The organism is Nonomuraea typhae (assembly GCF_009760925.1).
GTDB lineage: Bacteria > Actinomycetota > Actinomycetes > Streptosporangiales > Streptosporangiaceae > Nonomuraea > Nonomuraea typhae.
The window spans coordinates 390,070-416,293 of record NZ_VRLV01000004.1; the positions used below are offsets into that span (position 1 = coordinate 390,070).

Below are 26,224 nucleotides of genomic sequence, written 5' to 3' on the forward strand. Positions count from 1 at the left end.
CTGGGATACCCGAGTAAATCGCGGGCCCAGGTAACCCCAGGGCACCGGGCAGCCCGAGGGGTCTCGGCGGAGCCGTACCCGTGAGGTCGGGTCGATGTCCTTACCCTGCGAAAGGACCGCAAGATGCTTCGCATACCTCGATCCACGGTGCCACGCCTGGCGGCGCTGGTGCTGGCGGGTGGCGCTGTCCTGGTCACCACGGGAGCGACCACGGGAGCCGCCCGGGCGGTGGCGCGGCCGGAGCCGATCGAGCTCCGGCTCGTGCTGCACGACTGCCCGGACCAGGTCCAGCCGTGACCCCGGAGCAGCGGCCGGAGGCGTTGCTGGAGAGCACGCTGTTCGCCGTCAAGCGGGTCATCGTCGGCCAGGATCACATGGTCGAGCGCCTGCTCGTGGCGGTGCTGGCCCGGGGGCACTGCCTGCTGGAAGGCGTGCCGGGCATCGCCAAGACGCTGGCCGCCGAGACGACGGCGCGCGTGGTGGGCGGCACGTTCGCGCGCATCCAGTTCACGCCCGATCTGGTCCCGTCTGACATCGTCGGGACCCGGATCTACCGCCCCTCCACGGAGAGTTTCGACATCGAGCTCGGCCCGGTCATGGCGAACCTGCTGCTGGCCGACGAGATCAACCGGGCCCCCGCCAAGGTCCAGTCGGCGCTCCTGGAGATCATGGCCGAGCGGCAGGTGAGCATCGGCGGCGTCACCCACGCGGTGCCCGAGCCGTTCCTGGTGCTGGCCACCCAGAATCCCATCGAGTCCGAGGGCGTCTACCACCTGCCGGAGGCGCAGCGGGACCGCTTCCTCATGAAGATCGACGTGGGCTATCCCAGCGAATCGGAGGAGCTGGCGATCGTCTACCGCATGAGCGTGGACCCGCCGGAGCCCCGGCGCGTGCTGGACCCCGGGCAGGTGGTGGCCCTGCAGCGCCGGGCGGATCGGGTGTTCGTGCACCACGCGGTGGCCGAGTACGCGGTCCGGCTGGTGTACGCCACCCGCGACCCGGTCCGCTACGGGCTGCCCGGCCTGGGCCGCCTGCTGGCGTTCGGGGCCGGCCCGCGGGCCACGCTCGGCCTGCTGGCCGCCGGGCGGGCGCTGGCCCTGCTGCGGGGCCGGGAGTACGTGCTGCCCGAGGACGTCGGGGACGTCGCCCACGACGTGCTGGCGCACCGGCTGGTGTTGTCCTTCGACGCGCTGGCCGAGGGCGTGGTGCCGCGCGCGCTGGTGGACATGGTGCTGGCGGCGGTACCCGTGCCGGTCATCGCACCCCAGCGGGTGCCGGAGGAGGCGACGCAGAGGGAGCCGGCGGCATGACCACCCACGGTTACCGGCGTGCGGAGCCCGCGCTCCGCCGCCTGGAGCTGACGATCACGAGGCGCCTGGACGGCCTGCTCCAGGGCGAGCACCTGGGCCTGCTGCCCGGCCCGGGCAGCGAGCTCGCCGAGGCCCGGCCGTACCAGGCGGGCGACGACGTGCGGCGCATCGACTGGAACGTCACCGCCCGCACCGCCGAGCCGCACGTGCGCGACGTGGTGGCCGACCGCGAGCTGGAGCTGTGGGTCCTGCTGGACGCCAGCGCCAGCATGGACTTCGGCACCGCCGCCATGGAGAAGCGCGACCTCGCGCTGGCGGCCGCGGCGGCGCTCGGCTTCCTGACGCAGCGCACCGGCAACCGGATCGGCGCGCACCTGCTGCACGGCTCCGGCGTGCAGGTGCTGCCCGCCAGGACCGGCCGGCCGCATCTGATGGCGTTGCTGCAGAGGATGTTCGCGCTGCCGCGCACCCGCCCCGGGGCGAAGGTGCCCGGGCTGGGCGCGGCGGCCGATCAGCTGGGCCGGACGCTCGTGCGCCGGGGCCTGGCCGTGGTGGTCTCGGACTTCCTGGACCCGCCGCAGACCTGGGAGCCGGCGCTGCGCAGGCTGGCCGTACGCCATCAGGTGCTCGCGGCCGAGGTGCTGGACCCGCGCGAGCTCGCGCTGCCCGACGTGGGGCTGCTCACGCTGGTGGACCCGGAGACGGGCCGGCGCGGGGAGTACGCGACGGCCAGTGCGCGGCTGCGCCGCCGCTACGCCGAGGCGGCGGCAGCGCAGCGCGCCGCGATCGAGGCGGCCCTGCGCCGGGCCCGCGCGAGCCACCTGCGGCTGCGCACGGACGGCGACTGGGTGCGCGACCTGGTGGAGCACGTGCTGCGCCGGCGCCGCCTGGCCCGCCTCGGGGCGCGGCCGCGGTTCGGAGGGGGTGACGCGGCGTGAGCCTGCTGGCTCCGGTCTGGTTGTGGCTGCTCGTCCCGGTCGCGCTGCTCGCGCTCGCCTACGTGGCGACGTCGGTACGGCGCAGCGCGTACGCGGTCCGCTTCACCAACCTGGACCTGCTGGACAAGGTGGCCCCGAAGCGCCCGCGCTGGCGCCGGCATGTGCCCGCGGGGGCACTGCTGGGCATGTTCGCGCTGCTCGTGGTGGGCTTCGCCCGGCCGACGGCGGAGGTGCAGGTGCCGAGGGAACGGGCCACGATCATGGTGGCGTTCGACGTCTCGGCCTCCATGGGCGCGACGGACGTGGCGCCGGACCGGTTCACGGCGGCCAGGGAGGCGGCCACGCAGTTCGTACGCGGGCTGCCGGAGCGGTTCAACCTGGGCCTGGTGACGTTCTCATCGGAGGCGTCGGTGATGGTGCCGCCGACGACCGACCGCGCGGCCGTCTTCTCGGCGCTGAACAGGCTGACCACCTCCTCGGGGACCGCGATCGGCGAGGCCGTCTACTCCTCGCTGGAGGCCATCGACAACCTCGACGGCGAGCAGGAGTCGCCGCCGGCGCACATCGTGCTGCTGTCGGACGGCTCCAACACCACCGGCCGCGGCCTCGCGGAGGCCGCCGCGGAGGCGAGGTCCCGCGGCGTGCCGGTCACGACGATCGCGTACGGCACGCCGGGCGGCACGGTCGAGCTCCAGGGCACGGAGGTGCCGGTGCCCGTGGACGGCCCGGCGCTGCGCGAGCTGGCCGGCGCGGCGGGCGGCGGCTTCTACGAGGCGGCCAGCGGTGACGAGCTGCAGGCGGTCTACGACGACATCGGCACCTCGATGGGCTACCGGACGGAACGGCAGGAGATCTGGATGTGGTTCGTGGCCGCGGGCCTGGTCGCGGCGCTGGTCGCGGCGCTCGGCTCGATGATCTGGTTCTCGAGGCTGCCATGACGCGGGGGCTCGAGACGCCGCAGGGGCCGGGCGAGGCCATGACGCGAGGGCTCGAGACGCCGCGGGCGCGAGGCGAGGCCATGAAGAGGGGGCTCGGCACGCCGCGGGGGCCGGACTTCGTCTCGCCCGCTCTGGGGCACGGCGTCCAGAGCGGGGCCGAGGGCGCAGACGGGGTCCGGGGCGTGGCCGTACCGGTCGCGAAGGCTCCGAGGCGCGGGATGCTGCTGGTCGGCGCCGTGCTCGTGGCCGGGCTGACCGGTGCGGTGGCCGGGGTGGCGGCGGCGGAGCTGGCGGGGGAACGGGGGCCCGCGCCGCTGCCCCGCGCGGCGCCCGCGCCGCAGAACACCAGCGGCCTCAGCGGTACGGCGGCGCGGCTGCTGCCGAGCGTCGTGTCGGTGGACGTGGGCCGAGGGGGCGGGTCCGGGTTCGTCGTGGACGATCGCGGCCATGTCATCACCAACGCCCACGTCGTCGGGGAGGCCGATGCGGTCAGCGTGGTGCTGAACGACGGCCGGAGGTTCTCCGCCAGGGTCCTGGGTGCCGATCAGGATGAGGATCTGGCGGTGCTGGAGGTGGCGGGCGCCACGGGACTGGCGCCCGCCGCCCTGGGCCGTTCGGCGGATCTGGCCGTGGGCGACCAGGTGCTGGCGATCGGCTCGCCGCTGGGGTTGTCGGGCACGGTGACGGCCGGCATCGTCAGCGCCCTGGACCGGCAGGTACGGCTGGGCGGCACGACCCGCACGGCGGTGCAGACGGACGCCTCCATCAATCCCGGCAATTCCGGCGGGCCGCTGGTCAACGCCCGGGGCGAGGTCGTGGGGGTGAACACGGCGATCGCGGCGAGCAGGGGCGGCGGCAACATCGGGATCGGTTTCGCGATCCCGATCGACCGGGCCGCCCCCATAGTCGAGCGAATCATCAGAAACTAGGAAATATGCGATTGCTGGTCGTCGAAGACGAGGAGGACCTGGTCGACGCGTTGCGCGTCGGCCTGGTCCGGGCGGGATACGCCGTGGACGTGGCCTTCGACGCGCCCGTCGCGCACGAGAAGCTCCAGGTCAACACCTACGACCTGGTGCTGCTCGACCTCAACCTGCCCGGCGGCGACGGCTTCCAGCTGTGCCGGGAGATCCGGGCGGCGGGCAAGGGCATGCGAGTGATCATGGTGACCGCCCGCGACCGGCTGGACGACCGGGTGCGCGGGCTCGACGAGGGCGCCGACGACTACCTGGTCAAGCCGTTCGCCTTCCCCGAGCTCCTGGCCAGGGTGCGCGCGCTACTGCGCAGGGACACCGGCGGCACCTCCGTCCTGGAAGTCGGCGAGCTGCGGATCGACACGGCCAGGATGGAGGTGTCGCTGGCCGGCCGCGCGCTCGCGCTCACGCCGAAGGAGTACGGCGTGCTGCACTACCTGATGACCCGGCCGGGGCACGTCGTCTCCTCGGAGGAGCTGCTGGAGCACGTCTGGGACGAGCACACCGACCCGTTCACCAACACGGTCCGGGTCACGGTCGGCAACCTGCGCCGCAAGCTCCAGGAGGACGGCCTGATCGAGACCGTGATCAGCAAGGGCTACCGGCTGAAGGAGCCGGCATGATCCACACAATCCGGTTCCGGCTCACCGTGCTCTACTCGGGGCTGTTGTTCGTGCTGGCCGCGCTGGTGCTCGGCGGCATCTACCTGGCCGTCTCCATGACCACCGACCAGCGGCCCTACACGACCGAGTACGCCAAGGCGTACCGCGGCGGCGAGTACGTGGGCAAGCAGGAGGTCGTCTTCGTCGAGGAGGTCGAGAACGCGATCAACGTGCGGACCCTGACGACGCTGCGCGACTACTCGCTGCTCACGCTGGGCGGCCTCTTCCTGGCCAGCCTGGGCATCGGCTGGGTGCTGTCCGGCTGGGTGCTGCGCCCGGTGCGGGCGATCACCCGGACCGCCGAGGAGATCCAGGCCACCGACCTGACCCGGCGCATCCGCCTGGAGGGCCCGCGCGACGAGCTGCGCGACCTGGCCGACACCGTGGACACCATGCTCGACCGGCTGGAGTCCGCCTTCAGCGCCCAGCGCCAGCTCATCGACGACGCCTCCCACGAGCTGCGCAGCCCGCTGACGATCATCCGGGCGAACGTGGACGCCGTCCTGGCCACCCCGGACGCCAGCGAGGAGGAGCGCGCCCGCGCGGTCGGCGTCGTCGACCGGGCCACCACCCGGATGACCCGCCTGGTCGAGGACCTCCTGGCCAGCGCCAGGCGCCAGGGCTCCGCCTTCGCCGACGCCGACCTGGACCTCGGCCGGGTGGTCCAGGAGGCCGGCGAGGAGTACGCCGCGCTCGCATCCTCCCGCGGCCTGACCCTGACCCGGCGGCTGGAGCAGGACCTGGAGATGACCGGCGACCACGACGCGCTGCGGCGGGCGGTGGCCAACCTGCTGTCCAACGCGGTACGGCTCTCGCCGCCGGACGGCCGGGTCCGGGTGGCGGCCGGCCGGGAGGACGGCTGGCTCTGGGCGGCGGTGGCCGACGACGGCCCCGGGCTCGCCGAGGAGGACCAATCCCGGGTGTTCGACCGGTTCTGGCGCGGCGAGAGCAGCCGCCGCGACCGGCACACCGGGCTGGGGCTGGCGATCGTCCGCCAGATCGTGGAGTCGCACGGCGGCCGGGTGGCGGTGTTCTCGACGCTGGGCGCCGGAGCCACGTTCGTGCTCTGGCTCCCGCCCCGGGGCGGCGCGCCCACCCCGGCGCCCCACGACAACCCGTTCGGCTAACGCAGGACGTGCCCGGTGAGCTTGGTCCCCTCCTCGATCGACACGGCCATGCAGTAGGCGGTCCGGTGCCGGGGCCAGGTGTCCTTGCCCGGCGTCCAGGTGGTCGAGGTCACCGTGTCCTGGAACTCCTTCTTGATCTTGACCTTCTCCGCGCAGCCCTCGACGGAGTCCGCGATCACCTTCTCGTCACCCGGCCACGGCCCGTCGGCCAGCACCCAGCTCCCGGCGAACTCCAGGACGTGCGGCTGCTCGCAGGGGATGAGCGTCGTGTAACCGTCGGGCGGGAGGGAGTCGAAGCAGTCGCCGGACCGCAGCACGGTGGCGTGGTGCCGCTCCGGGGCGGAGGCGGCGGGCGCCGGGGTGGGTGCCGGGGCGGTGGCGGGCGACGCGGCGGTGCAGGCGGTGCAGGCGGTGACCGCGAAGAGCACGGCTAACAGGAGGCGCACGCTGGGCAGCGTGTCAGCCGGAGGTCACATCGCGATCTCGCCTCCGGCACAGCCGCAGCGTGACGGCGAAGGCCAGCGCGGGCAGGACGAAGACGGCGACGCGCAAGCCGTACAGGATCCAGAGATAGAGCCCCTGGGTGACGGGCAGCAGCGGCGGCGGGGCGTCCAGGTCGGTGGTGAACCACGTGGCCGACCAGATGACGGTGAAGAATACGACGACCGCCACGCCCAGCGCGGTGCGGACCGGCGCGGCCGAGGGGCGTTGCACGACGTGGTGGACGGCGTGGTCGCCGGTGACGCGGCGCTCGACGAACGGCCACAGCAGCAGCACGCCGAAGAAGCCGCCCAGCACGAGCGCGGGGATCCACAGTCCGGCGGCGAAGGTGAAGCCGCCCAGCGTGAACTCCCACGGCGGCAGGAGCCGCAGCATGCCCTCGAGCACGCCGTAGTACCAGAACGGCTGGGCGGACGGCGGCGGCCTGCCGGGCAGGTAGGCGTCCCGCGCGGACCAGATCGGGTTGACGATCACGAACGTGGCCAGGGCGGTGATCACCGTGAACGTGCCGAGCGAGGTGATGCCCTGTTTGAGGGAGAACGCGGGGAAGAACGGCACGCCGGTCACGTGGGAGTCCCGGCCCCGGTGCTCGGTGTGCTTCTGCCGCCAGGTCAGGACCAGCGCGTGCAGCGGCACCACGGCCAGCAGGATGCCGGGCACGAGCAGCACGTGGGCGGCGAAGACGCGCGGGATCACCTCGCCGGGGAAGCCGCCGTCGAAGAGGAAGGCGGCCAGGTAGGTGCCGATGAGCGGGACGGACAGGATCAGCCCGTACACCTCGCGTAACCCGGACATCGCGAGCTGGTTGGCCGGCAGCGTGACCCCGAGGAAGGACTCGAACAACGCCAGCGCGAACAGCAGCGCCCCGAGCATCCAGGTCAGCTCGCGCGGCCTGCGGAAGGCGCCGGTGAAGAAGACGCGGAGCATGTGGGCCACGATCGACAACACGAAGATCGTCGCGGCCCAGTGGTGCATCTGCCGGATGAGCAGGCCGCCGCGCACGTCCACGCTGAGCTCGCGCACCGAGGCGAAGGCGTCCTCCGGCTTGTAGAAGAGCGTGAGGAAGGTGCCGGTCAGGATCAGCAGGACGAAGGAGTACAGCGCGAACTCGCCCAGCAGGAACGACCAGTGGGTGGGGAAGAGCTTGCGCAGGTTGGGCCGCAGCCAGCGGCCGGTGCCGAGGCGGTCGTCGAGCTGACGGGCGGTGCCCGCCGCCGCCCGCGCGGAGCCCGCGGTCAGGCGTTCGCGGCGCGTGGGCTTGGTCGGGGTGGCCATCGGCGCCTCCCGGTCAGGGGGTTGATCCGATTCTGCACCCACCTCCCAGCTTTCTCAAGAATTGGTGTAAACCAATTGGTTTACACCAATTTCCAAGATACCAGAATTTTCATTGGATTAGACCTCATGACGGCGGTTGAGCTGGGGAAACAATGACTTAACCGACGTGTGCAGTTTCATCATCATTCTCGCCGGTACAGTCCTGGATAGAGGCGTTGATTGGAGCTGTGGTGGCCAAGTTCGTTTACGATTTCACCGAGGGCAACAGGGACCTCAAGGACCTGCTCGGCGGCAAGGGAGCCAACCTCGCCGAGATGACCAACCTCGGGCTGCCGGTTCCCCCCGGGTTCACGATCACGACCGAGGCGTGCCGCCACTACCTGGCGGAAGGCTCCGTCCCCGCGGGGATGGAGCGCGAGATCGCCGACCACCTGAGCGCGCTCGAAGGCGCGATGGGCAAGAAGCTCGGCCAGGCCGACGACCCGCTGCTCGTCAGCGTGCGCTCGGGCGCCAAGTTCTCCATGCCCGGCATGATGGAGACCGTCCTCAACATCGGCCTCAACGACGAGTCCGTGTACGGCCTGGCCAAGCAGGCAGGCGGCAACGAGCGCTTCGCCTGGGACTCCTACCGCCGGCTCATCCAGATGTTCGGCAAGACCGTCCAGGGCATCGACGGCGAGCTGTTCGAGCACGCGCTGGAGGAGCTCAAGCACGGCCGCCAGGACACCGACCTCACCGCCCAGGAGCTCCAGAGGCTGGTCGAGACCTACAAGGGCATCGTGCGCGAGCAGACCGGCCACGACTTCCCCGCCGACCCGCGCGAGCAGATGCGCCAGGCGGTCATGGCCGTCTTCGACTCCTGGAACGCGCCCCGCGCCGTCCTCTACCGGCGCCAGGAGCGCATCCCCGCCGGCCTCGGCACCGCGGTCAACATCGTCGCCATGGTCTTCGGCAACCTCGGCGACGACTCCGGCACCGGCGTGGCCTTCACCCGCGACCCCGGCTCGGGCCGCCAGGGCATCTACGGCGACTACCTGCAGAACGCCCAGGGCGAGGACGTCGTGGCCGGCATCCGCAACACCGTCCCGCTGCAGGACCTCGAGGCCATCGACAAGAGCTCCTACGACGAGCTGCTGGCCATCATGGAGACCCTGGAGACCCACTACCGGGACCTGTGCGACATCGAGTTCACCATCGAGCGCGGCAAGCTCTGGATGCTGCAGACCCGCGTCGGCAAGCGCACCGCCGCCGCCGCGTTCCGCATCGCCACCCAGCTCGTCGACCAGGGCCTGATCACCCTCGACGAGGCCGTGACCCGGGTCACCGGGGACCAGCTCGCCCAGCTGATGTTCCCCCGCTTCGCCAAGGACGGCGACCGCAAGAAGATCACCAAGGGCATGAACGCCTCGCCCGGCGCCGCCGTCGGCAAGGCCGTCTTCACCTCCGAGCGCGCGGTCGAGCTGGCCGGGCAGGGTGAGGACGTCATCCTCGTGCGCCGCGAGACCAACCCCGACGACCTGGCCGGGATGATCGCCGCCCGCGGCGTGCTCACCTCGCGCGGAGGCAAGACCTCGCACGCGGCCGTGGTCGCCCGCGGCATGGGCAAGACCTGCGTCTGCGGCGCGGAGGAACTAGAGGTCTCCGCCTCGGGCAGGCGCTTCACCGCGCCGGGCGGAGTGGAGGTCCGCGAGGGCGAGGTCATCTCGATCGACGGCAGCACCGGAGAGGTGTTCCTCGGCGAGGTACCGGTCGTCGACTCCGCGGTCGTGGAGTACTTCGAGGGGGCTGTACTGGATGACGAGCTTGTCCGCGCGGTGGATCGCGTCATGTCCCACGCCGACTCCGTCCGGCGGCTGGGGGTGCGGGCCAACGCCGACAACCCGGAGGACGCGGCCAGGGCCCGCCGCTTCGGGGCCCAGGGGATCGGGCTGTGCCGTACCGAGCACATGTTCCTGGGCGAGCGCCGTCAGCTCGTCGAGGACCTCGTGCTGGCCACCACGGGTGAGGAACGGCAGGCCGCGCTGGACGCCCTCGAGCCGCTGCAAAAAGCCGACTTCATCGGGATTTTTCGTGCGATGGAGGGACTGCCGGTCACCATCCGGCTCATCGACCCGCCCCTGCACGAATTCCTCCCCGACCTCGTCGCCCTCTCCGTCAAGGCCGCCACGGGCGAGGCCACGGAGAAGGACCGCGCGCTCCTGGCCGCGGTCAAGAGACTGCACGAGCAGAACCCCATGCTCGGCCTGCGCGGCGTACGGCTCGGCCTGGTCATCCCCGGCCTGTTCGCCATGCAGGTGCGGGCCATCGCCGAGGCGGCCCGCGAGGTGCCCGGCGCCACGCCGGAGATCATGATCCCGCTCGTGGCGGCCGTCCAGGAGCTGGAGGCCGTCCGCGAGGAGGCCGTCCAGATCCTCGCCGACACCGGCGTCGAGGCACTGGTCGGCACCATGATCGAAACCCCGCGCGCCGCGCTCACCGCCGGGCAGGTCGCCGAGGCCGCCGAGTTCTTCTCCTTCGGCACCAACGACCTCACCCAGATGACCTGGGGCTTCTCCCGCGACGACGTCGAAGCCGCGTTCTTCTCCCGCTACCTGGAGCTGGGCATCTTCGGCGTCTCCCCGTTCGAGACCCTCGACCGCGACGGCGTCGGCCGCCTGGTCCGCCTGGCCGCCGAGGAGGGCCGCGCCACCCGGCCCGGACTCAAGCTCGGCATCTGCGGCGAGCACGGCGGCGACCCCGACTCCGTGCACTTCTGCCACGAGGCCGGGCTCGACTACGTCTCCTGCTCGCCGTTCCGCATCCCGGTGGCCCGCCTGGAGGCCGGGCGGGCGGTCCTGGCCCAGAACGACTCCGACACCCGCTGAAGGCAGATCCGGGCGGCGCCGCCGCCCGGCCCACGACTGCGTCCCCGCCTGGCGACCACCCCCCATCAGGCGGGGACGTAATCGCGCTCCACCCCCATCCGATCCAGCCACGCGCGCAGGCCGGGGATCGCCGACGGCTCCGCCGCCACCTGGGCCGCGTACCCGTCCACCTCGACCTCCTCGCCGCCGGTGTACAGCAGCCGGGCCGGGCCCGACCACGACAACGTCCAGCGGGCCTGGCCGTGCTCGATCAGCAGCGCCTCCAGCGCCTGCCCCAGGACGCCGCCGAGCAGCGTCGGCGACGGCTTCCACCCCAGGTCGCGCAGCTGCCCGGCGAGCTCGTCCTGCCTGCCCCTGGCGATCGCCTCGAAGGCCGCGTCCACGTACGGCCGGGCCGTACCCATGACCCGTTGCCCCGCGGCGGCCAGGTCGCGCAGCGCCTCGGCGTTGCGGGTGGCGTACATGCCCTTCTCCACCAGGTCCTCCCACGGCAGGGGCGACCAGCGCGTGCCCCGCCACAGGGCGCGTTCCAGCGCGCGGACCGGCGGGTCGGGCAGCAGGGCGCGGGCGGGACGCGGGTCCGGATCCGTCCCGGGGTCCGGCAGGGCGGCGATGGCGGCCTGGCGCTCCGCCCAGCTCGGGTGGGAGTCGTAGGGCGAGGTCTCCTCGGGTTCGGCGACGAGCCCGGCCACCTCCGCCTGCCGTACCGGATCGGCGAGCAGCGCCCGGAAACCGGCGAACACCTCGGCGGGACGCAGGTCCCCGGCGCCGGACAGGGACAGGTAGCACTCGGCGTACAGATCCCAGGCGGCCCCGGTCTCGCGGGTCTTGCGCAGGGCGGAGGCGGTGGCCGCCCGGCCGGCCAGGGCGACGGCGAGGGCGTCGGCCTCGTACTCCTGCCTGCGCGAGATCGCCTGGGTCAGGCGCAGGTACATCCTGGCGTAACCGGAGAAGACCGGCTGCAGGTACGGATGGCTGTCCAGGCCGTCGACCGCGGCCACGAGCCACACGCGGCCCCGGTAGGCGGCCGTGGTCAGGCGGCTGTGGGCGGCGCTGGTGTGCGCCAGCTCATGGGCGAGCACGGCCCGCAGCTCGGCCGCGTCCAGCGCCTGGACCAGCGGCAGCCCGATGAACAGGGTCCGCCCGACGACGCGCAGGCCGGACAGGCGGGTCTCGATCGCCACGGCCGCGGTGGGCTCGGCGAACAGCCGGATCTCGTCCGGGAGCGGGCTGCGCACGCGGGCGGCCAGTTCCTCGACCTCGCGCCACAGGGCGGGCTGCTCCTCGGGGAGCACCGGCACGCTCGGCGGCTCCACGCCCTGCACCCGGTGCACGATCAGCAGCGCCCGCAGCAGCGCCGCGGTGGCGAACGTGGCCAGGGTGGCGAACTCCAGCCCGGGTAGCCGGAACGTGGAGATCGCGTAAACGTCCAGGAAGATCGTCCCCACCACGAGGGCGGCGACCAGAAGGTAGAAACCAACCAACAGGGTCAAGGCCGACACGGCGCGTAGGGCGATGGTCACGGGGGCAGTACTCCAGCACAGGAGGGGTTGGGTGGACAGTAGTAGACTCACCGGTCCTATGTCCCGCTATGACCAGCATGATCAGGAAAGGTGGGTGCCGGAACCGCCCGGCAACCCCGAGCGCAGCGCGTTCGAGCGGGACCGTGCCCGCGTGCTGCACAGCGCCGCCCTGCGCCGCCTGGCGGCCAAGACCCAGGTCGTCGGCCCGGGCGAGACGCTGGCCGTCGGCCAGCACATCCCGCGCACCCGGCTGACGCACTCGCTGGAGTGCGCCCAGGTCGGCCGCGAGATGGGCGCCACCCTGGGCGTGGACCCCGACCTCGTGGAGACCGCCTGCCTGGCCCACGACCTCGGCCACCCGCCGTTCGGGCACAACGGCGAGGTCGCGCTCAACGCCCTCGCCGGCACCTGCGGCGGCTTCGAGGGCAACGCCCAGAGCCTGCGCCTGCTGACCCGCCTGGAGGCGAAGGTCCTGACCGGCGAGGGCGGCAGCGCCGGGCTCAACCTCACCAGGGCCGCCCTGGACGCCTCCATCAAATACCCCTGGACCTGCGAGAAGTCGCCGAAGTTCGGCGTCTACGAGGACGACCTGCCGGTCTTCGCCTGGATCCGCGACGGCGCCCCGGCGGGCCGGGTCAGCTTCGAAGCCCAGATCATGGACTGGGCCGACGACGTCGCCTACTCCGTCCACGACCTGGAGGACGCCCTCCACGCCGGATACGTGACCCCGGAGGCGCTCCAGTCGCCGGGCGAACGCCGCCAGGTCTGCGAGCTCACGCGCGCCTGGTACGCCCGCGACGCCGACCCCGGCCAGCTCGAAGAGGTCTTCACCAAACTCATCGCCGACCCGCTCTGGCCGCGCACCTTCGCCGCCACGCTCGCCGACCTGGCCGGCCTCAAAGCCCTCACCAGCGGCCTCATCGGCCGCTTCTGCCGCTCCGCCCAGAGCGCCACCATCGGCGCGTACGGCCCGCGGCACCGCGCCGACCTCGTCGTGCCCGAGGACACCCGGCTCGAATGCGCGCTCCTCAAGGGCGTCACCGCCCGCTACGTGATGACCCGCGACGACCACCACGCCAACCAGGCCAGGCAGCGCGAGCTCATCACCGAACTGGCCTCCCTGATCACGCTCGGCGCCCCCCGCACCCTGGAACCCGCCTTCCGTCCCGCCTACCTGCGTGCGGGCGACGACGCGGGCCGCGTGCGGGTCGTCATCGACCAGATCGCCTCGCTCACCGACACTTCAGCCGTCGCATGGCACAAGCGACTTTCCGGATGACCCGAGGGGGCGGATACTGCCCCCATGGCCACATTTGTGATCGTCGGTGCCGGGCTCGCAGGAGCCAAGGCGGCACAGACGCTGCGCGATGAGGGCTTCGACGGCGAGATCGTCCTCATCGGCGCGGAGAGCGAACGGCCCTACGAAAGGCCGCCCCTGTCCAAGGGCTACCTTCAGGGCAAAAGCGAACGCGAGAAAATCTTCGTCCACACCGCCGACTGGTACGCGGAACACGATATCGATCTGCGTCTGGGACTCCGGGCAACCCGGCTCGACCTCGACAGCCACACCGTCCGACTGTCCGACGGCTCGCGGCAGCCGTACCAGAAACTGCTCATCGCCACCGGATCCAGTCCCAGACGCCTGCCCGGGCCCGCGCGCTACCTGCGCACCGTGCAGGACAGCGAGGCGCTCAAAGAGCGCTTCGCCCAGGGCGGCCGGGTCATCGTCGTCGGCGCCGGCTGGATCGGCCTCGAGACCGCCGCCGCGGCCCGGACAGCCGGCTGCACGGTCACCGTCGTCGAGCCCGAGCCCACGCCTCTGCACCGCGTCCTCGGCCGTGAGCTCGGCGAGATCTTCGCCGGCGTGCACCGCCGCAACGGAGTCGAGCTGCGCCTCGGCACCACCGTCGCGGAGATCACGCAGACCGGGGTACGGCTCAGCAGCGGCGAACGCCTCGAAGCCGACCTCGTCGTCGTCGGCATCGGCGCCGCCCCGGACACCGGCCTGGCCGTGGAAGCCGGGCTGGACGTGTCCGACGGCATCCTGACCGACGCGGCCCTGCGCACCTCCGACCCGGACGTCTACGCCGCCGGCGACGTCGCCGAGTCCTTCAACCCGCTGTACGGCCGGCGCCTTCGCGTCGAACACTGGGCCAACGCCCTCAACGGCGGGCCCGCGGCGGCCAGATCCATGCTCGGGCAGGAGGTGGTCTACGACCGCGTGCCGTACTTCTTCACCGACCAGTTCGAGCTCGGCATGGAGTTCTCCGGCGACGTCGAGGGCTACGACGAGGTCGTCTTCCGCGGCAGCGTGGACGACCTGGAGTTCGTCGCGTACTGGCTGCGCGACAACATCGTGGTCGCCGGGATGAACGTCAACGTCTGGGGTGACGTGGTCGGCGAGATCCAGGAGCTCATCCGCTCCGGCGTCAAAGTCGAGTCGCGGGAGTTGTCGTCGGGTCACCGATGATCACCGGCGGCTCCTCGTCCTCCTTCGGCTTCTTGTCGTCGTTGGTCGGCTGAGGAGCCGCCCTGTCCTTGCACTGCACCCGGCAGGGCGGCGTCTCGCCCAGCCGCTTGCGCAGGTCGAAGGTGGCGTCGCGGGGGGAGTAGGTCTTGTTGCCGGTCGCCCACGCGTCCAGGTAGTCCCAGGGCTCGACCATGCCGCGCCGTACCCACCAATAGGCCGGGCCGGTCTTCCAGGAGATGGCGAAGTAGAGGTTGGCCCCGGTGTCGCGGGCGTTGCCCGACTTGCCGACCCGGCCGAGGACCTGACCGGCCTTGACCTTCACGCCGGGCGCGAGGCCCTCGGCGACGCTGTCCAGGTGCCCGCCGAGGTACCGGACGCCGTCGTCGCCGATGATCGTGACGAACCTGCCCTCGCGGTCGGCGCCCTTGTCGGTGGAGGGGCGCCAGCGGTTCTTGGCGTTGACCTCGTCCACGACGCCGCCGATCGGGGCCACGAACGCGCAGCCCTGGGCGGCCCAGACGGTCGTCTTGGGCAGCATGAGCAGGCGCCGCTGGTAGGTCGTCTTGCAGTCCTTGACCGGGAAGACGTACTCGTACTTGGACAGCTTGGGCGGCGGCACCTTGACCGGCGCCTCGGCCTGCGGCCGCGACTGCGACTCCAGGGGCGGGATGGTCCCGGTGACCTCCGGCACGGCCGACGGCCGGACCGTCGCCGGGGCACTGGCACTGACCCCGGCCACCCCGGTGCCCTGCGCGCAACCGGCCACGGCCAGCAGCGCGCCAGCCACGGCCGCCCAGCCGTTCAACCGTCCGAAATGCCCCGATCGCATGATCTCCACCCGTGTCACCGTATCCAACGACAACCGTTCCCTTTGTAGCCGACCGGGAGTTCCCGCATCATCCGTTTACGGAAAGGGCTCCCTGGCGCTCACGCCGCGTTGACCTTGCTTGCGGGCCGCCCTTTATGATCAGAGCCTCTCGTCAACTCGCAGTACCCCGCACGTCCACTCTGCCCCCTGGCCGTGAAGGAGACCCAGATGGTGGCACGAACAGCCGGGCTGCTCGCCCTCGCCGCCTTACTCCTGGCGGGCTGCGTCAACCCGCAAACCGGTGCGCAGGCCACACAGCAGGCCACGCCGGGCGCGAGCCCGGGCGGGCAGAAACGCATCGCGTTCTTCGGCTTCGCCAAGGCCAACTCGTTCACCGCGGCCACCTTCGCCGGCGTCGAGGAACACGCCAGGGCACGCGGCGCCACCGCGGAGTTCTTCGACCCGAACTTCGACGCGCAGGCCCAGGTCAGGCAGATCCAGGACGCGGTCACCAGCAAACGCTTCACCGTCTTCGTCGTCCAGGCCAACGACGGCGCGGCGGTCGTCCCGGCCATCGAGGCGGCCGTGCGCGCCGGCATCACGGTCGTCGTGCAGTTCACCCCCGTCGGCACCCGGTACGACACCGGAGCGCCGCAGGTCGACGGCACCATTACCCTCGTGGACGTGCCGGTGGCCAACGGCGCCGCCCTGGGCACGCTGGCCGTGGAAGCCTGCCGGAGCAGGAAACTCGACCCCTGCCAGGTGGCCTACCTGGAGGGCCTCAAGGCGCTGCCCCTGGACAACGCCCGGACGAACGCCGCCGTCGAGACGCTCGAGAAGAGCCCGGAGGTCAAGCTCGCCGCACAGGTCGAAGGCGGCTACACCCAGGACAGCGGGCGCAAGGCCATGCAGGACGTCCTCCAGCGCGAGCCGGGCGTCGACGTCGTCATCGGCTCCTCCCAGGCCATCGCCGGGGCCGAGGCCGTGGCCAAGGGCAAGCCGATCCTGTACATCGCCAACGGCGGCTCGCGCCAGGTGGTCAAGGCCGTCCAGGAGGGACGCTGGTACGCCGCCTACTACCTGCCCGTGCGCACGCTCGGAGCCAAGGCGGCCGAACTGGGGCTCGACAAGGCCGAAGGCAAGCAGGTTCCCACCGCCACCACCATGACCGACCTCGCGCCGGGGCGCGGGATGGGAACCAAGGAGACGCTGGCCGGGGTCACGGGCGAATACGACGAATGATGCCGGCCGTCGTCGAGCTGGAGGGCATCACCAAGAGCTACGCGGGCATCACCGTGCTGCACGGAGCCGGCCTGCGAGTCGACGCCGGCCACCTGGACGGCCTGGTCGGCGAGAACGGAGCGGGCAAGAGCACCCTGGTGAAAGTGCTGGCCGGACTCACCCCGCCCGACGCCGGCCGCGTCCTCGTCGACGGGCGCCCGGTCCGCCTGGACGGCCCCCGCGCCGCGCTGGCGCACGGCATCGCGCTGGTCACCCAGGAAGTGGCCCTGGTCCCCGCCCTGACGGTGCTGGAGAACGTCTTCCTCGGCCGCTGGTCCCACCGCGGCGGGTGGTGGCGGCCACGCGCCGACCGGCGGCGGCTGGCCGGACTCCTCGAGCGCACCGGATTCGACCTCGACCCCGACCGGCCCGTGCACGAGCTGTCCGTGGCCGACCAGCAGCGCACCGAGATCCTGCGGGCACTGGCCGCCGAGGCCAGAGTGCTCGCCCTGGACGAGCCCACGGCCCTGCTCACCCGCTCCGAGACCGGCCGGCTGCTCGGGCTGCTGCGCCGGCTGGCCGCCTCCGGCATGGGCGTGGTCCTCATCTCCCACCGGCTGGAGGAGGTGCTGTCCGCCTGCCGTACCGTCACCGTGCTGCGCGACGGGCGGCACGTGATCACCACGCCCGCCGCGGAGCAGACGCCCGGCTCGCTGGTGCGGCACATGGTCGGCCGCCCGGTCGACGTGCTCTACCCGGAACCCGCCCCCCTGCCCCCCGGCGCGCCGATCGCCCTGGCCGCCACCGGGCTGCGCGGCAAACCGCCGCTGCACGTGCCCGCGCTGGAGGTGCGCGCCGGGGAGATCGTCGGCCTGGCCGGGCTCGTCGGCAGCGGGCGCAGCGAGACGCTGCGCCTGCTGTTCGGCGCCGACCCGCCGGCCGCCGGGCGCGTGGAGGTCGGCGGCCGGCCGCTGCGCCGCGCCACGCCCGCCGCGGCGATGGCGGCCGGCCTCGCGATGGTCCCCGAGTCACGCAAGGACCAGGGGCTCGTGCTCGTCCGGTCGCTGCGCGAGAACCTCGCGCTGGCCAGCCTGCCCGACCGGCAACGCGCCGGAGTGGTACGGCAGGCCGCCGAGGCCCGCGAGACCGGCGCCTGGACCGAACGGCTGGACATCACCGGCGCCGACCCCCGGGGCCGCATCGCCGGGCTCTCCGGCGGCAACCAGCAGAAGGCGCTGTTCGGGAAATGGCTCATCCGCCGGCCGAAAGTCCTGCTCGTGGACGAGCCGACCCGGGGCGTGGACGTGGCCGTGAAGATCGAGATCCACCGGCTCCTGGTCGAACTCGCCGCCGGAGGCGTGGCCGTCCTCCTGGTCTCCTCGGAGATCGAGGAGGTGCTCGGGCTGTCGCACCGGGTGATCGTCATGCGGGCCGGCCGGATCGCCGGAGAGTTCAGCCGCGGCGCCGCTGGCCGGGAGGACGTCATGGCACTCGCGTTCGGCGGCGAGCCGTCATGAGGGGAGGTCGCGGTGAAACTGCGTGACTCCGGCATCCTGGTGGCCCTGATCGTGCTCGCGGGCGTGCTCTCGCTGGCCACCAGCACGTTCCTCACCGGCGGCAACCTCGTCAACCTCCTCGACCAGGCGGTCATCGTGGGGCTGCTGGCCTGCGGCATCACGGTCTGCATGATCTGCGGCGTGTTCGACCTGTCGGCCGCCGCGGTGCTCGCGGTGAGCGCGGTCGTGGCCGTCATGGTCAGCCGGAGCGCGGGAGTGCCCGCCGGGTTCGCCGCGGCCATCGCCACCGGCGCGCTGCTCGGGGCCGTCAACGGGGCGGCCGTCGTCCTGTCCCGCGTGCACTCCTTCATCGTGACCCTGGCCCTCAGCATCGTGTACCGGGGCCTCGCGCTGGCCATCACCGGCGGCGCGATCGTCTACCCCGACGCCGCCGGACTGCCCGCCTTCCAGTCGCTCAGCTGGCCGACCGTGCTCGGCGGCGTCACCGTCCCCTCACTCCTTCTGGCCGCCGTCGCCGTCGTCACCTCGCTCCTGCTGTGGCGCACCACGTTCGGGCGGCGCGTGTACGCCGTGGGCGGCAATCCCGAGGCCGCCCGCCTGTCCGGCATCCGGGTCGGCGCGATCCGGCTGGCGGTCTTCACCGTCAGCGGCGTCTGCGCGGCACTCGCCGGCCTCGTCCTCGCCGCGCGCGGCGGCTCGGCCCAGGCGAGCATGGGCACACTGCTGGAGCTCAGCGCGATCGCCGCCGCCGTGATCGGGGGCACCAGCATTCTGGGCGGCGAAGGAGCCATCTGGCGGGGCATGGCGGGGGTGGCCATCCTCACCCTGATAGGCAACGGCTTCAACCTCCTGGGCTGGGACACCACCTACCGGCCGATCGTGGAAGGACTGCTGATCCTGGCGGCGGTGAGCACCGATCATGCCCTGCGACATCGAAGAACATGACCAAAACGCATGATCAGGCACTACCATCAGCACATCGGACTGCGCTCCCCGAGGTAGGACCATGACCAACCCCTCCCGTGTGCCCACCGGGGTGAACCCCAACATCCCCAATGCGGCGCGGATGTACGACTACTACCTCGGAGGCAAGGACAACTTCGCGGCCGATCGCGAAGCCGCCGAGAAGATCATGAAGATGGGCCCCAGCCGCGAGATCTGCCTGGCCAACCGCTGGTTTCTCGGCCGATCCATCCGCTACGCCGCCGGTCAGGGCATCCAGCAGTTCATCGATCTCGGCACCGGCCTGCCCAACCAGAACAACGTCCACGAGGTCGCCCAGAAGATCCACCCCGGCGCGTCCGTCGTCTACGTCGACCACGACCCCGTCGTCATCGTCCACGCCCGCGCCCTCCTGGCCGACGCCGCCGGCAACACCGCCTTCGCGCACGCCGACATCCGCGAACCCCAGACCATCCTCGGCCACCCCGACGTCGACCGGCTGATCGACTTCTCCAAGCCGCTCGGCGTGGTCTTCCTCGGCGTCCTGCACTGCGTCACCGACTCCGAGGACCCCTACGGCATCGTCGGCGCCTTCGCCGAGCGCATGACCTCCGGCAGCCACCTGATCGTCTCCCACCTGACCGACGACGCCCACCCCGAGATCGGCAGGGCCGCCCGCAAGGTCTACGACCAGGCCAGCACTCCGCTGGTCCACCGCAGCCACGCCCGGGTCAGCCGCTTCTTCGACGGCTTCGACCTGGTCGAGCCCGGCGTGGTGGAGGTCTCCGCGTGGCGTCCCGAGGAGCCCTGGGAGGAGCAGTCCGAGGGCAGCGAGTGGTGGTACGTGGGAGTCGGCCGCAAACCCTGACAGAACCCTGAGGATCAGCTGGGAACCCGGCCCCCGCGCACGCGTGGCATTGGCTTCCGCGGCCGCGTGTGGGAGTCTGGCCAAGGGTGATGATCATGCCGATTCCGGGTCCTCCTCCGTCGCCGTCGGGCGACAACCTCGACGACGTCGCCGCGGCCGGCGGCCTGCACACCTATCAGCTCGCCCTGCACCGCGAGCACGGCGACGTGGCCGCCTTCCGGCTGCCCGGCTCACGGCTGGTCTCCGTGGCCGACCCGGTGCTGCTGGAGCAGGTGGCGCGGGTCAACAAACGGCCGGACGAACTCTTCGAGTTCCTCGCCCCGCTGTTCGAGACCGGCAACCTCCAGGTGATGCCCGCGGAAGAACACATCCCCTGGCGCAGAACCGTCCTGTCCGCCGTCGCCGGCCGCCGCTCGCACGAGGCCCACTTCGACTCCTTCGCCCGCCTGGCCACCGACCTCGCCGACCGCTGGGCCGCCGCCCCCGGCCCCATCGCGCTGCAGCAGGAACTCAGCGAGCTGTCCCTGCGCATGATCTGCCAGTACGCCCTGGGCATGGAGATGAACACCGGCGACCTGGCCCAGCGCGTGGTCACCTCCTTCGAGGAGGTCCTGTCGGAGTACCTCGGCGCCTCGTACGGCATGCCGTACGAGAAGGGCCGGGCCGAGAAGGCCCTGGCCTTCCTGCGCGGCGCCGTGGACCACGTGCTGGCCGAGCGGCGCGCGGGGGAGCGGCCCGACCTCATCACGCTCATGGCCGAGGCGGGCGAGAGCCCGGCCCGCATCCGCGACAGCGTCCTGGTCATGATGCTGGCCGCCCACCACACCACCGGCGTGGCCATCTCCTGGACCCTCCATCTGCTCACCCAGCACCCCGAGGTCACCGATCGCCTCCGCGCCGAACTGACCGGCGTCCTGGGCGATCGCCGCGTGCCCGCCTTCACCGACCTCGCCCGTCTGCCGGAGCTGGAGGCCACCCTGAAGGAGGCCATGCGCCTCTACCCGCCCGGCCCCTACGGCGCCAGGGAGACGACGGAAGACCTCGTGCTCGGCGGCCACGAACTTCCCGCGGGAACGACCGTCTTCATCCCGATCTGGGCCGTCCACCTCAACCCCCGCGTCTGGCCCGACCCCGAACGCTTCGACCCCGGCCGCTTCACCCCGGAACGCTCCGCCGGCCGTCCCCGGCTGGCCCACATCCCGTTCGGCTTCGGCCCCCGTAGCTGCGAAGGGGCCCGCCTGGCCATGATGGAAGCCCAGCTCGTGCTGGCCACCCTGCTCCACCGCTTCACCTTCACCCCGGTCGACGGCCACCCCGTGGTCCCGATCGAGCGCTTCGTGCTGTGGGCCGAGCACGACATCAAAATGACCGTCACCCCGACCTGATCCGGGCAGCGCGGCGTTTGTGTCGGTGGGCGGCAATAGACTCGGCGCGTGGCTGGCCGGATCCGTGATGTCGACATCGCACTCGTTCGTGAGCGTTCCCCGATCGCCGAGGTGATCGGCGAGCACATCCAGTTGCGCAACGCCGGCGGAGGCAACCTCAAGGGCCTCTGCCCCTTCCACGATGAGAAGAGCCCCTCCTTCAACGTCACCCCGGAACGCGGCATGTACTACTGCTTTGGTTGCGGAGAAGGTGGCGACGTCATCACGTTCGTCGAGAAGACCGAGCATCTGCCGTTCGGGGAGGCGGTGGAGCGGCTGGCCGCGCGGGCCGGGGTCACCCTGCAGTACGAGCAGGGCGGGTATGTGCCCAAGCGGGACCACGGGGAGCGGGCGCGGCTGATCGAGGCGCACAGGGCGGCGGCCGAGTTCTACCGTGACAAGCTGCTGGCGCCCGAGGCGGCGCCCGGCCGGAAGTTCCTGTCGGAGCGGGGGTTCGAGCGGGCCGACGCCGAGACGTTCGGGGTGGGATATGCGCCCAACGAGTGGGAGGCGCTCACCCGGCATCTCATGGGGCGGGGGTTCACCGCGGAGGAGATCGTCAAGGGTGGGCTGGCCAAGGAGGGGCGGCGGGGGCCCATCGACCGGTTCCGGGGGCGGCTGATCTGGCCGATCCGCGATGCCACGGGCGATGTGATCGGGTTCGGGGCGCGGAAGCTGATCGAGGCCGACGACGGGCCCAAGTACCTCAACACGCCTGAGTCGCCGCTCTACAAGAAGTCTCAGGTGCTTTACGGGATCGACCTGGCGAAGAAGGAGATCTCGAAGCGGTCCCAGGCGGTGATCGTCGAGGGCTACACCGATGTGATGGCGTGTCATCTCGCGGGCGTGCCCACCGCGGTGGCCACGTGCGGGACGGCGTTCGGCGAGGAGCACATCAAGGTGCTGCGGCGCTTCCTGCTGGACCAGTCGGCGGCCACCGGAGAGGTGATCTTCACCTTCGACGGTGACGCGGCGGGGCAGAAGGCGGCGTTGCGGGCCTTCGCCGACGAGCAGAAGTTCGTCACCCAGACGTACGTGGCGATCCAGGCCGACGGGCTGGATCCCTGTGATCTGCGGATCAAGCAGGGGGACGCGGCGGTGCGGGATCTGGTCGCGAGCCGGGAGCCGTTGTTCCAGTTCGCGATCCGCTCCACGATCGGGCGTTACGACCTGCGCAGCAACGAGGGGAAGATCGCGGCGCTGGACGCGGCGGCGCCCATCGTGGCCGGGATCAAGGACGTCGGGCTGCGGAAGCGGTATGCGATCGATCTCGACCGGTGGCTGGGGTTCATGGACGAGCGGTTCGTCATGCAGCGCATCGCCGAGGTGGGCGGGGCGCAGCAGGGCCGGCCGCAGCGTGCGCCGCGGGCGGCGCCGGTCGATCCCAACATCCGGGTGGAGGGGGAGTTGCTCAAGCTGGCCGTGCAGCGTCCGGCGCTGCTCGGGCCGAGGTTCGACGCGCTGGAGGCGACCGCGTTCACGGGGGCCGACCATGTCGTGCTGCATCAGGTGATCGTCGCGGCCGGCGGCATGGGTGCGGCCGGGTACGGCGGGCGGGAGTGGGTGGATCGGCTCCTGGAGCACGCCCCGGACGGCGCGGCGCGTGGTCTGGTGACGCGGTTCGCGGTGGACGTGATCCGGGCCGAGGCGCATGTCGAGGAGAGGTACGGCGCGGCGATGCTGGCCGCCATCGAGGCGGTCGCGGTCGACCGGGCCATCGCGCAGGTCAAGGCGCGGATCCAGCGGCTCAACCCGGTGGACGAGCAGCAGGAGTACAACAAGTTGTTCGGGGAGCTGGTGGCGCTCGAGCAGCAGCGGCGGGTGTTGCGGGAGCGGGCGGCGGGGAGCTGACGGCTCCGGTTGACGAACCTTGGGTGGTGGGGTGGCGTCTAACCGGGGGTGACCATCAAGATCGCTTTAACGGGGCTCCTGGCCGCCGCGCTGGTGCCTGGCGCGGTGGCGGTTGCCGTGCCTGTCGTGACGGGGCCCGCTACGCCTGCCGTACCTGCTGTGACGGTGGCGTTGGCCGGGCGTGGCGGGGTGTGGGTGCGGGCGGCGGATCTGCCCAACTGCGGCGGGGACTACTTCATGCCGTGCAAGGGGCAGCCCTGGCGGCTGTATCTGAGCAACGGCAAGAAGGTGAAATTTCCGGACGCGGCTAGGTATGCCACCCGGGCTGACGGGTCCCCGGCCAAGGCGGAAGAGGACTCGCCGGCGCCGTTCGCGGTCAGCGGGGACGGCAGGAGCCTGGCCTATGTGCGGGCCCGCGACGGCCGGGTGGTGGTGCGGGCCTGGCCGCGTGGCCGGCGGACCGTGCTGCCCGCGCTGGGCCGGGCCACGGGGACGGCGTTCATGACGCTGGACCTCTCGGCCGACGGCCGTCACCTCTCCGTGGACTACAGCGGCGCGGGGCGGAAGCGCCGTCCCGGTCTGCTGGTCGACACGGCGACCGGCGCGACCGTGCGGACGCTCCCCAAGGGCGACCGGCTGCTCGGCTTCAGCGCCGACGGCGACGAGGTACTGGCCGAGCGGGCGTTGTCGGACAACACCACGAGCCTGATCGCCCACGCCGCGGACGGCTCCGAGGTGGCCGCCCAGCCCCCGCAGGAGCTGGTCGTGACCGGTGTGCGGCTGGCCCTGGAGGCCGACGGGCGCACGGTCGTGACGGCCAAGGACTTCACCGGCGTACGCCGTTACGACCTGGCCGGGCAGCGCTGGACGGGCCCGGCCCGGCGCATCGTCGCCCCGCGCGGCGAGCTGGCGGGCCTCGGCTGGGGGCCCGGCGGGCGCCTGGAGGCGGTCGCGATGAAGGGCAGCGACGAGGACGGCTACTTCACCACCGTGGTCTACTCGCTCGACCCGGCGACCGGGCGGACGAAGAAACTGGACCAGTGGACGATCAGGCCGGGGGTGCCGCGATGAGGGCCGTGCTGGCTGCCGTTCTGTGCCTGCTGCCGGCGGCGGCGCCGGCCGTGGCGGAGGTACGGCCGGCGAAGGCGGCCATCCGCTACGCGGTGGTGCAGGTGTGCAAGGAGAAGGCGTGCGGCGGGCTGCGGCTGGTGCTGCGGGGCGGCGGGACCGTGCGGGTGCCGGACCGGCCGCTGGTGGAGGGCTGGGTGCCGATCGCGCTCAGCGCCGGGGCCGTGGCGTACTTCCGGGCGAAGGACCGGCGGCTGGTGATCCACCGGCTGGACGGCCGGCGCGTGGTCACCAGGGTGGTCAAGGGCCGGCCGGGTCCGGGGGCGGACATCACGCGGCTCCTGCTGAGCGCGGACGGCACGCGGCTGAGCTACACGTCGATGGCCGGCGACGGGCCGGTGACCGTGTACGACGCGCGGTCCGGCGCGCGGCTCGGGCGGCTGCCCGACGACATGGACGCCCATCTGGTGGGGTTCAGCCCGGACGGTGACCAGGTGCTGATGACGGGGCAGGAGAACGTGCGGGAGCTGCTGGTCTACGACGTGCGCGGGCGGCGGGTGGTGCGCGACGTGCCGCCGCAGGTGGTGGGGTTCAACCTGCCGCAGGCGTTCAACTCGGTGGACCAGTCGGAGGCGGCGGCGCTGTCGGCCGACGGGCGCACGGTGGCCGTCTACGTGCCGGGCAGGCGGCCCCGGGTGGCGCTGTACGACCTGGAGAGCAGGAAGGTGAGCCGGGAGGTGCCGCTGGCGAAGGGGTTCGCGCCGACCGCGGCGGCCTGGACAGAGCCCGGTGCGGTGACGTTCCGGGTGGACGAGGGCAAGGTGACCCGGCTGCTGCGCGTCGATCTGGAGACGGGGCAGAGCACGGTGGCCGACTCCTACCCCAACGGCACCGGCGGGCTGAGCGGCGTCATGACGGCGGAGGAAGCCCGCGGCGGCCCGCTCACCGCCCACCGGATCGGCTGAGCGCCCCGCGGCCGAGCCGGTCGGCGGTCTCGGCGAGGTAGGCGCCGAACTCGGGCGGCGTCACCACCTCGAAGTCGGCGGCCAGTGCCGTGAGGATGAGCACGGGCCAGTCGAACGCGTCCACGTGCAGCTCCAGGCGGCAGATGCCCTCGCCGAGGGGTACGGCCCGGCCGCCGGTGTGGGCCAGGACCCGCTCGACGTGGTCCAGGGGCGCGTGGACGACCAGCACGATCTCCCATCGGGTCGGCAGGGCGGCGAAGCGGTCGCGGACGAAGGCGGCCGGGTCGCCGCCGGGCACCTCCCTGGGCCGGAAGGGGGTGCCGTCGCGGGCGGGTTCCCGCATGCGGTCCACGCGGAAGGTGCGCCAGTCGTGCCGGTCGAGGTCCCAGGCCAGCAGGTACCAGGTGCGGCGGACGGACACGAGCCGGTGCGGCTCAACTCGGCGGAGAGCGCCGTCCGGTGGCGGGTAGGCGAAGCGGAGGCGTTCGTGGTCGCGGCACGCCTGGGCGAGGGTGATCAGCGTGGCGGGGTCGGCCCCCGGGCCGCTGGAGCTGTAGGGGCGGACGGTGTAGCGGGTCAAAGCGTCCACGCGCCGCCGCAGCCGGGGCGGCATGACCTGGACCACCTTGGCCAGCGCCTGTACCGAGCTCTCCTCGATGCCGGTGACCACGCCGTCGGCCGCCGCCTGGAGCCCGACGGCGATGGCCACGGCTTCGTCGTCGTCCAGGAGGAGGGGTGGCATCGCCGTACCGGAGCGCAGCCGATAGCCGCCGTGGACCCCGCGTCCGGCGTCGACGGGGTAGCCGAGCGCCCGCAGCCGGTCGACGTCGCGGCGCAGGGTTCGCTCGCTGACGCCGAGCCGGTCGGCCAGATCGGTGCCGGGCCAGTGCCGGTGCGTCTGCAGGAGGGACAGCAGTCGCAGCATGCGCCCGCTCGTGTTCGCCATGAATTCTATGATCGCCGAATTCCGGTCAGAAA

23 protein-coding genes are annotated in these 26,224 nt (G+C 72.2%); 18 read left to right on the forward strand and 5 right to left on the reverse strand.

Annotated features, from left to right (window positions below):
- Positions 1–123: 123 nt before the first annotated feature.
- From FVE25_RS17855 to FVE25_RS17885, 7 genes are read left to right on the forward strand one after another with little or no spacing between them, the layout of a single operon-like run.
- Entirely contained in the window at positions 124–297 is a 174-nt protein-coding gene (locus tag FVE25_RS17855; RefSeq protein WP_157248079.1) for a hypothetical protein, read from the forward strand.
- Positions 294–1,310 (forward strand): AAA family ATPase, encoded by a 1,017-nt coding sequence (locus tag FVE25_RS17860; protein WP_246267132.1) that lies wholly within the window; start codon positions 294–296, stop codon positions 1,308–1,310. The genes FVE25_RS17855 and FVE25_RS17860 overlap by 4 nt, the downstream gene beginning before the upstream one ends.
- Positions 1,307–2,248, forward strand: coding sequence for a DUF58 domain-containing protein (locus FVE25_RS17865; RefSeq protein WP_157248080.1), 942 nt, complete (start codon positions 1,307–1,309; stop codon positions 2,246–2,248). The genes FVE25_RS17860 and FVE25_RS17865 overlap by 4 nt, the downstream gene beginning before the upstream one ends.
- Positions 2,245–3,186, forward strand: coding sequence for a VWA domain-containing protein (locus FVE25_RS17870; protein WP_157248081.1), 942 nt, complete (start codon positions 2,245–2,247; stop codon positions 3,184–3,186). Before FVE25_RS17865 ends, FVE25_RS17870 begins: the two co-directional genes overlap by 4 nt.
- Positions 3,183–4,115, forward strand: a complete 933-nt coding sequence (locus FVE25_RS17875; RefSeq protein ID WP_157248082.1) for a S1C family serine protease — start codon at positions 3,183–3,185, stop codon at positions 4,113–4,115. The genes FVE25_RS17870 and FVE25_RS17875 overlap by 4 nt, the downstream gene beginning before the upstream one ends.
- Positions 4,116–4,120: 5 nt before the next feature.
- The gene (locus tag FVE25_RS17880; RefSeq protein ID WP_157248083.1) at positions 4,121–4,783 is read left to right on the forward strand and encodes a response regulator transcription factor; all 663 of its coding nucleotides are present in this window, start codon (positions 4,121–4,123) and stop codon (positions 4,781–4,783) included.
- Positions 4,780–5,949, forward strand: coding sequence for a sensor histidine kinase (locus FVE25_RS17885; RefSeq protein ID WP_157248084.1), 1,170 nt, complete (start codon positions 4,780–4,782; stop codon positions 5,947–5,949). The genes FVE25_RS17880 and FVE25_RS17885 overlap by 4 nt, the downstream gene beginning before the upstream one ends.
- On the opposite strand, the gene FVE25_RS17890 is transcribed toward FVE25_RS17885, so the two are convergent.
- A complete protein-coding gene (locus FVE25_RS17890; RefSeq protein WP_157248085.1) occupies positions 5,946–6,395 on the reverse strand; it encodes a septum formation family protein in 450 nt (149 codons plus the stop codon). The two genes, FVE25_RS17885 and FVE25_RS17890, sit on opposite strands and share 4 nt — an antisense overlap.
- A 13-nt stretch (positions 6,396–6,408) precedes the next feature.
- Positions 6,409–7,725: a cytochrome b gene (locus FVE25_RS17895; protein ID WP_157248086.1), complete on the reverse strand. Its 1,317-nt coding sequence runs from the start codon at positions 7,723–7,725 to the stop codon at positions 6,409–6,411.
- A gap of 230 nt (positions 7,726–7,955) precedes the next feature.
- On the opposite strand from FVE25_RS17895, the gene ppdK reads away from it, so the two are divergent.
- Positions 7,956–10,589, forward strand: coding sequence for a pyruvate, phosphate dikinase (gene ppdK, locus FVE25_RS17900; protein WP_157248087.1), 2,634 nt, complete (start codon positions 7,956–7,958; stop codon positions 10,587–10,589).
- Between the two features lie 65 nt (positions 10,590–10,654).
- Here ppdK and FVE25_RS17905 read toward each other — a convergent pair whose 3' ends face one another.
- Positions 10,655–12,082, reverse strand: coding sequence for a M48 family metallopeptidase (locus FVE25_RS17905; RefSeq protein WP_157248088.1), 1,428 nt, complete (start codon positions 12,080–12,082; stop codon positions 10,655–10,657).
- A gap of 88 nt (positions 12,083–12,170) precedes the next feature.
- Between FVE25_RS17905 and FVE25_RS17910 the strand changes: the two genes are divergently transcribed.
- Positions 12,171–13,391, forward strand: coding sequence for a deoxyguanosinetriphosphate triphosphohydrolase (locus FVE25_RS17910; RefSeq protein WP_157248089.1), 1,221 nt, complete (start codon positions 12,171–12,173; stop codon positions 13,389–13,391).
- Positions 13,392–13,415: 24 nt separating this feature from the next.
- Positions 13,416–14,582, forward strand: coding sequence for an NAD(P)/FAD-dependent oxidoreductase (locus FVE25_RS17915; protein ID WP_157248090.1), 1,167 nt, complete (start codon positions 13,416–13,418; stop codon positions 14,580–14,582).
- Here the strand turns inward: FVE25_RS17915 and FVE25_RS17920 are convergent.
- Complete coding sequence (locus tag FVE25_RS17920) at positions 14,542–15,411, reverse strand: M23 family metallopeptidase (protein ID WP_157248375.1); 870 nt, start codon at positions 15,409–15,411, stop codon at positions 14,542–14,544. The two genes, FVE25_RS17915 and FVE25_RS17920, sit on opposite strands and share 41 nt — an antisense overlap.
- A gap of 207 nt (positions 15,412–15,618) precedes the next feature.
- Between FVE25_RS17920 and FVE25_RS17925 the strand changes: the two genes are divergently transcribed.
- The 8 genes from FVE25_RS17925 to FVE25_RS17960 all read left to right on the forward strand — a co-directional run bounded on the left by FVE25_RS17925 (position 15,619) and on the right by FVE25_RS17960 (position 25,246).
- On the forward strand, positions 15,619–16,632 hold the full coding sequence (locus tag FVE25_RS17925; protein ID WP_157248091.1) for a sugar ABC transporter substrate-binding protein: 1,014 nt from the start codon (positions 15,619–15,621) through the stop codon (positions 16,630–16,632).
- Positions 16,629–18,128, forward strand: coding sequence for a sugar ABC transporter ATP-binding protein (locus FVE25_RS17930; RefSeq protein ID WP_246267134.1), 1,500 nt, complete (start codon positions 16,629–16,631; stop codon positions 18,126–18,128). The genes FVE25_RS17925 and FVE25_RS17930 overlap by 4 nt, the downstream gene beginning before the upstream one ends.
- A gap of 12 nt (positions 18,129–18,140) precedes the next feature.
- Positions 18,141–19,073, forward strand: coding sequence for an ABC transporter permease (locus tag FVE25_RS17935; RefSeq protein ID WP_219825531.1), 933 nt, complete (start codon positions 18,141–18,143; stop codon positions 19,071–19,073).
- A 61-nt stretch (positions 19,074–19,134) separates the two neighbouring features.
- Positions 19,135–19,938, forward strand: a complete 804-nt coding sequence (locus FVE25_RS17940; RefSeq protein ID WP_157248092.1) for an SAM-dependent methyltransferase — start codon at positions 19,135–19,137, stop codon at positions 19,936–19,938.
- Between the two features lie 95 nt (positions 19,939–20,033).
- Positions 20,034–21,323, forward strand: coding sequence for a cytochrome P450 (locus FVE25_RS17945; RefSeq protein ID WP_157248093.1), 1,290 nt, complete (start codon positions 20,034–20,036; stop codon positions 21,321–21,323).
- A gap of 48 nt (positions 21,324–21,371) precedes the next feature.
- Positions 21,372–23,213 carry a DNA primase gene (gene dnaG / locus FVE25_RS17950; RefSeq protein ID WP_157248094.1) on the forward strand — a complete coding sequence of 614 codons (1,842 nt, stop codon included), beginning with the start codon at positions 21,372–21,374 and terminating at the stop codon, positions 23,211–23,213.
- Between the two features lie 159 nt (positions 23,214–23,372).
- Positions 23,373–24,284, forward strand: coding sequence for a WD40 repeat domain-containing protein (locus FVE25_RS17955; RefSeq protein WP_157248095.1), 912 nt, complete (start codon positions 23,373–23,375; stop codon positions 24,282–24,284).
- On the forward strand, positions 24,281–25,246 hold the full coding sequence (locus tag FVE25_RS17960; RefSeq protein WP_157248096.1) for a YncE family protein: 966 nt from the start codon (positions 24,281–24,283) through the stop codon (positions 25,244–25,246). The genes FVE25_RS17955 and FVE25_RS17960 overlap by 4 nt, the downstream gene beginning before the upstream one ends.
- On the opposite strand, the gene FVE25_RS17965 is transcribed toward FVE25_RS17960, so the two are convergent.
- On the reverse strand, positions 25,224–26,192 hold the full coding sequence (locus FVE25_RS17965; RefSeq protein WP_219825532.1) for a helix-turn-helix transcriptional regulator: 969 nt from the start codon (positions 26,190–26,192) through the stop codon (positions 25,224–25,226). The two genes, FVE25_RS17960 and FVE25_RS17965, sit on opposite strands and share 23 nt — an antisense overlap.
- Positions 26,193–26,224: the final 32 nt, after the last annotated feature.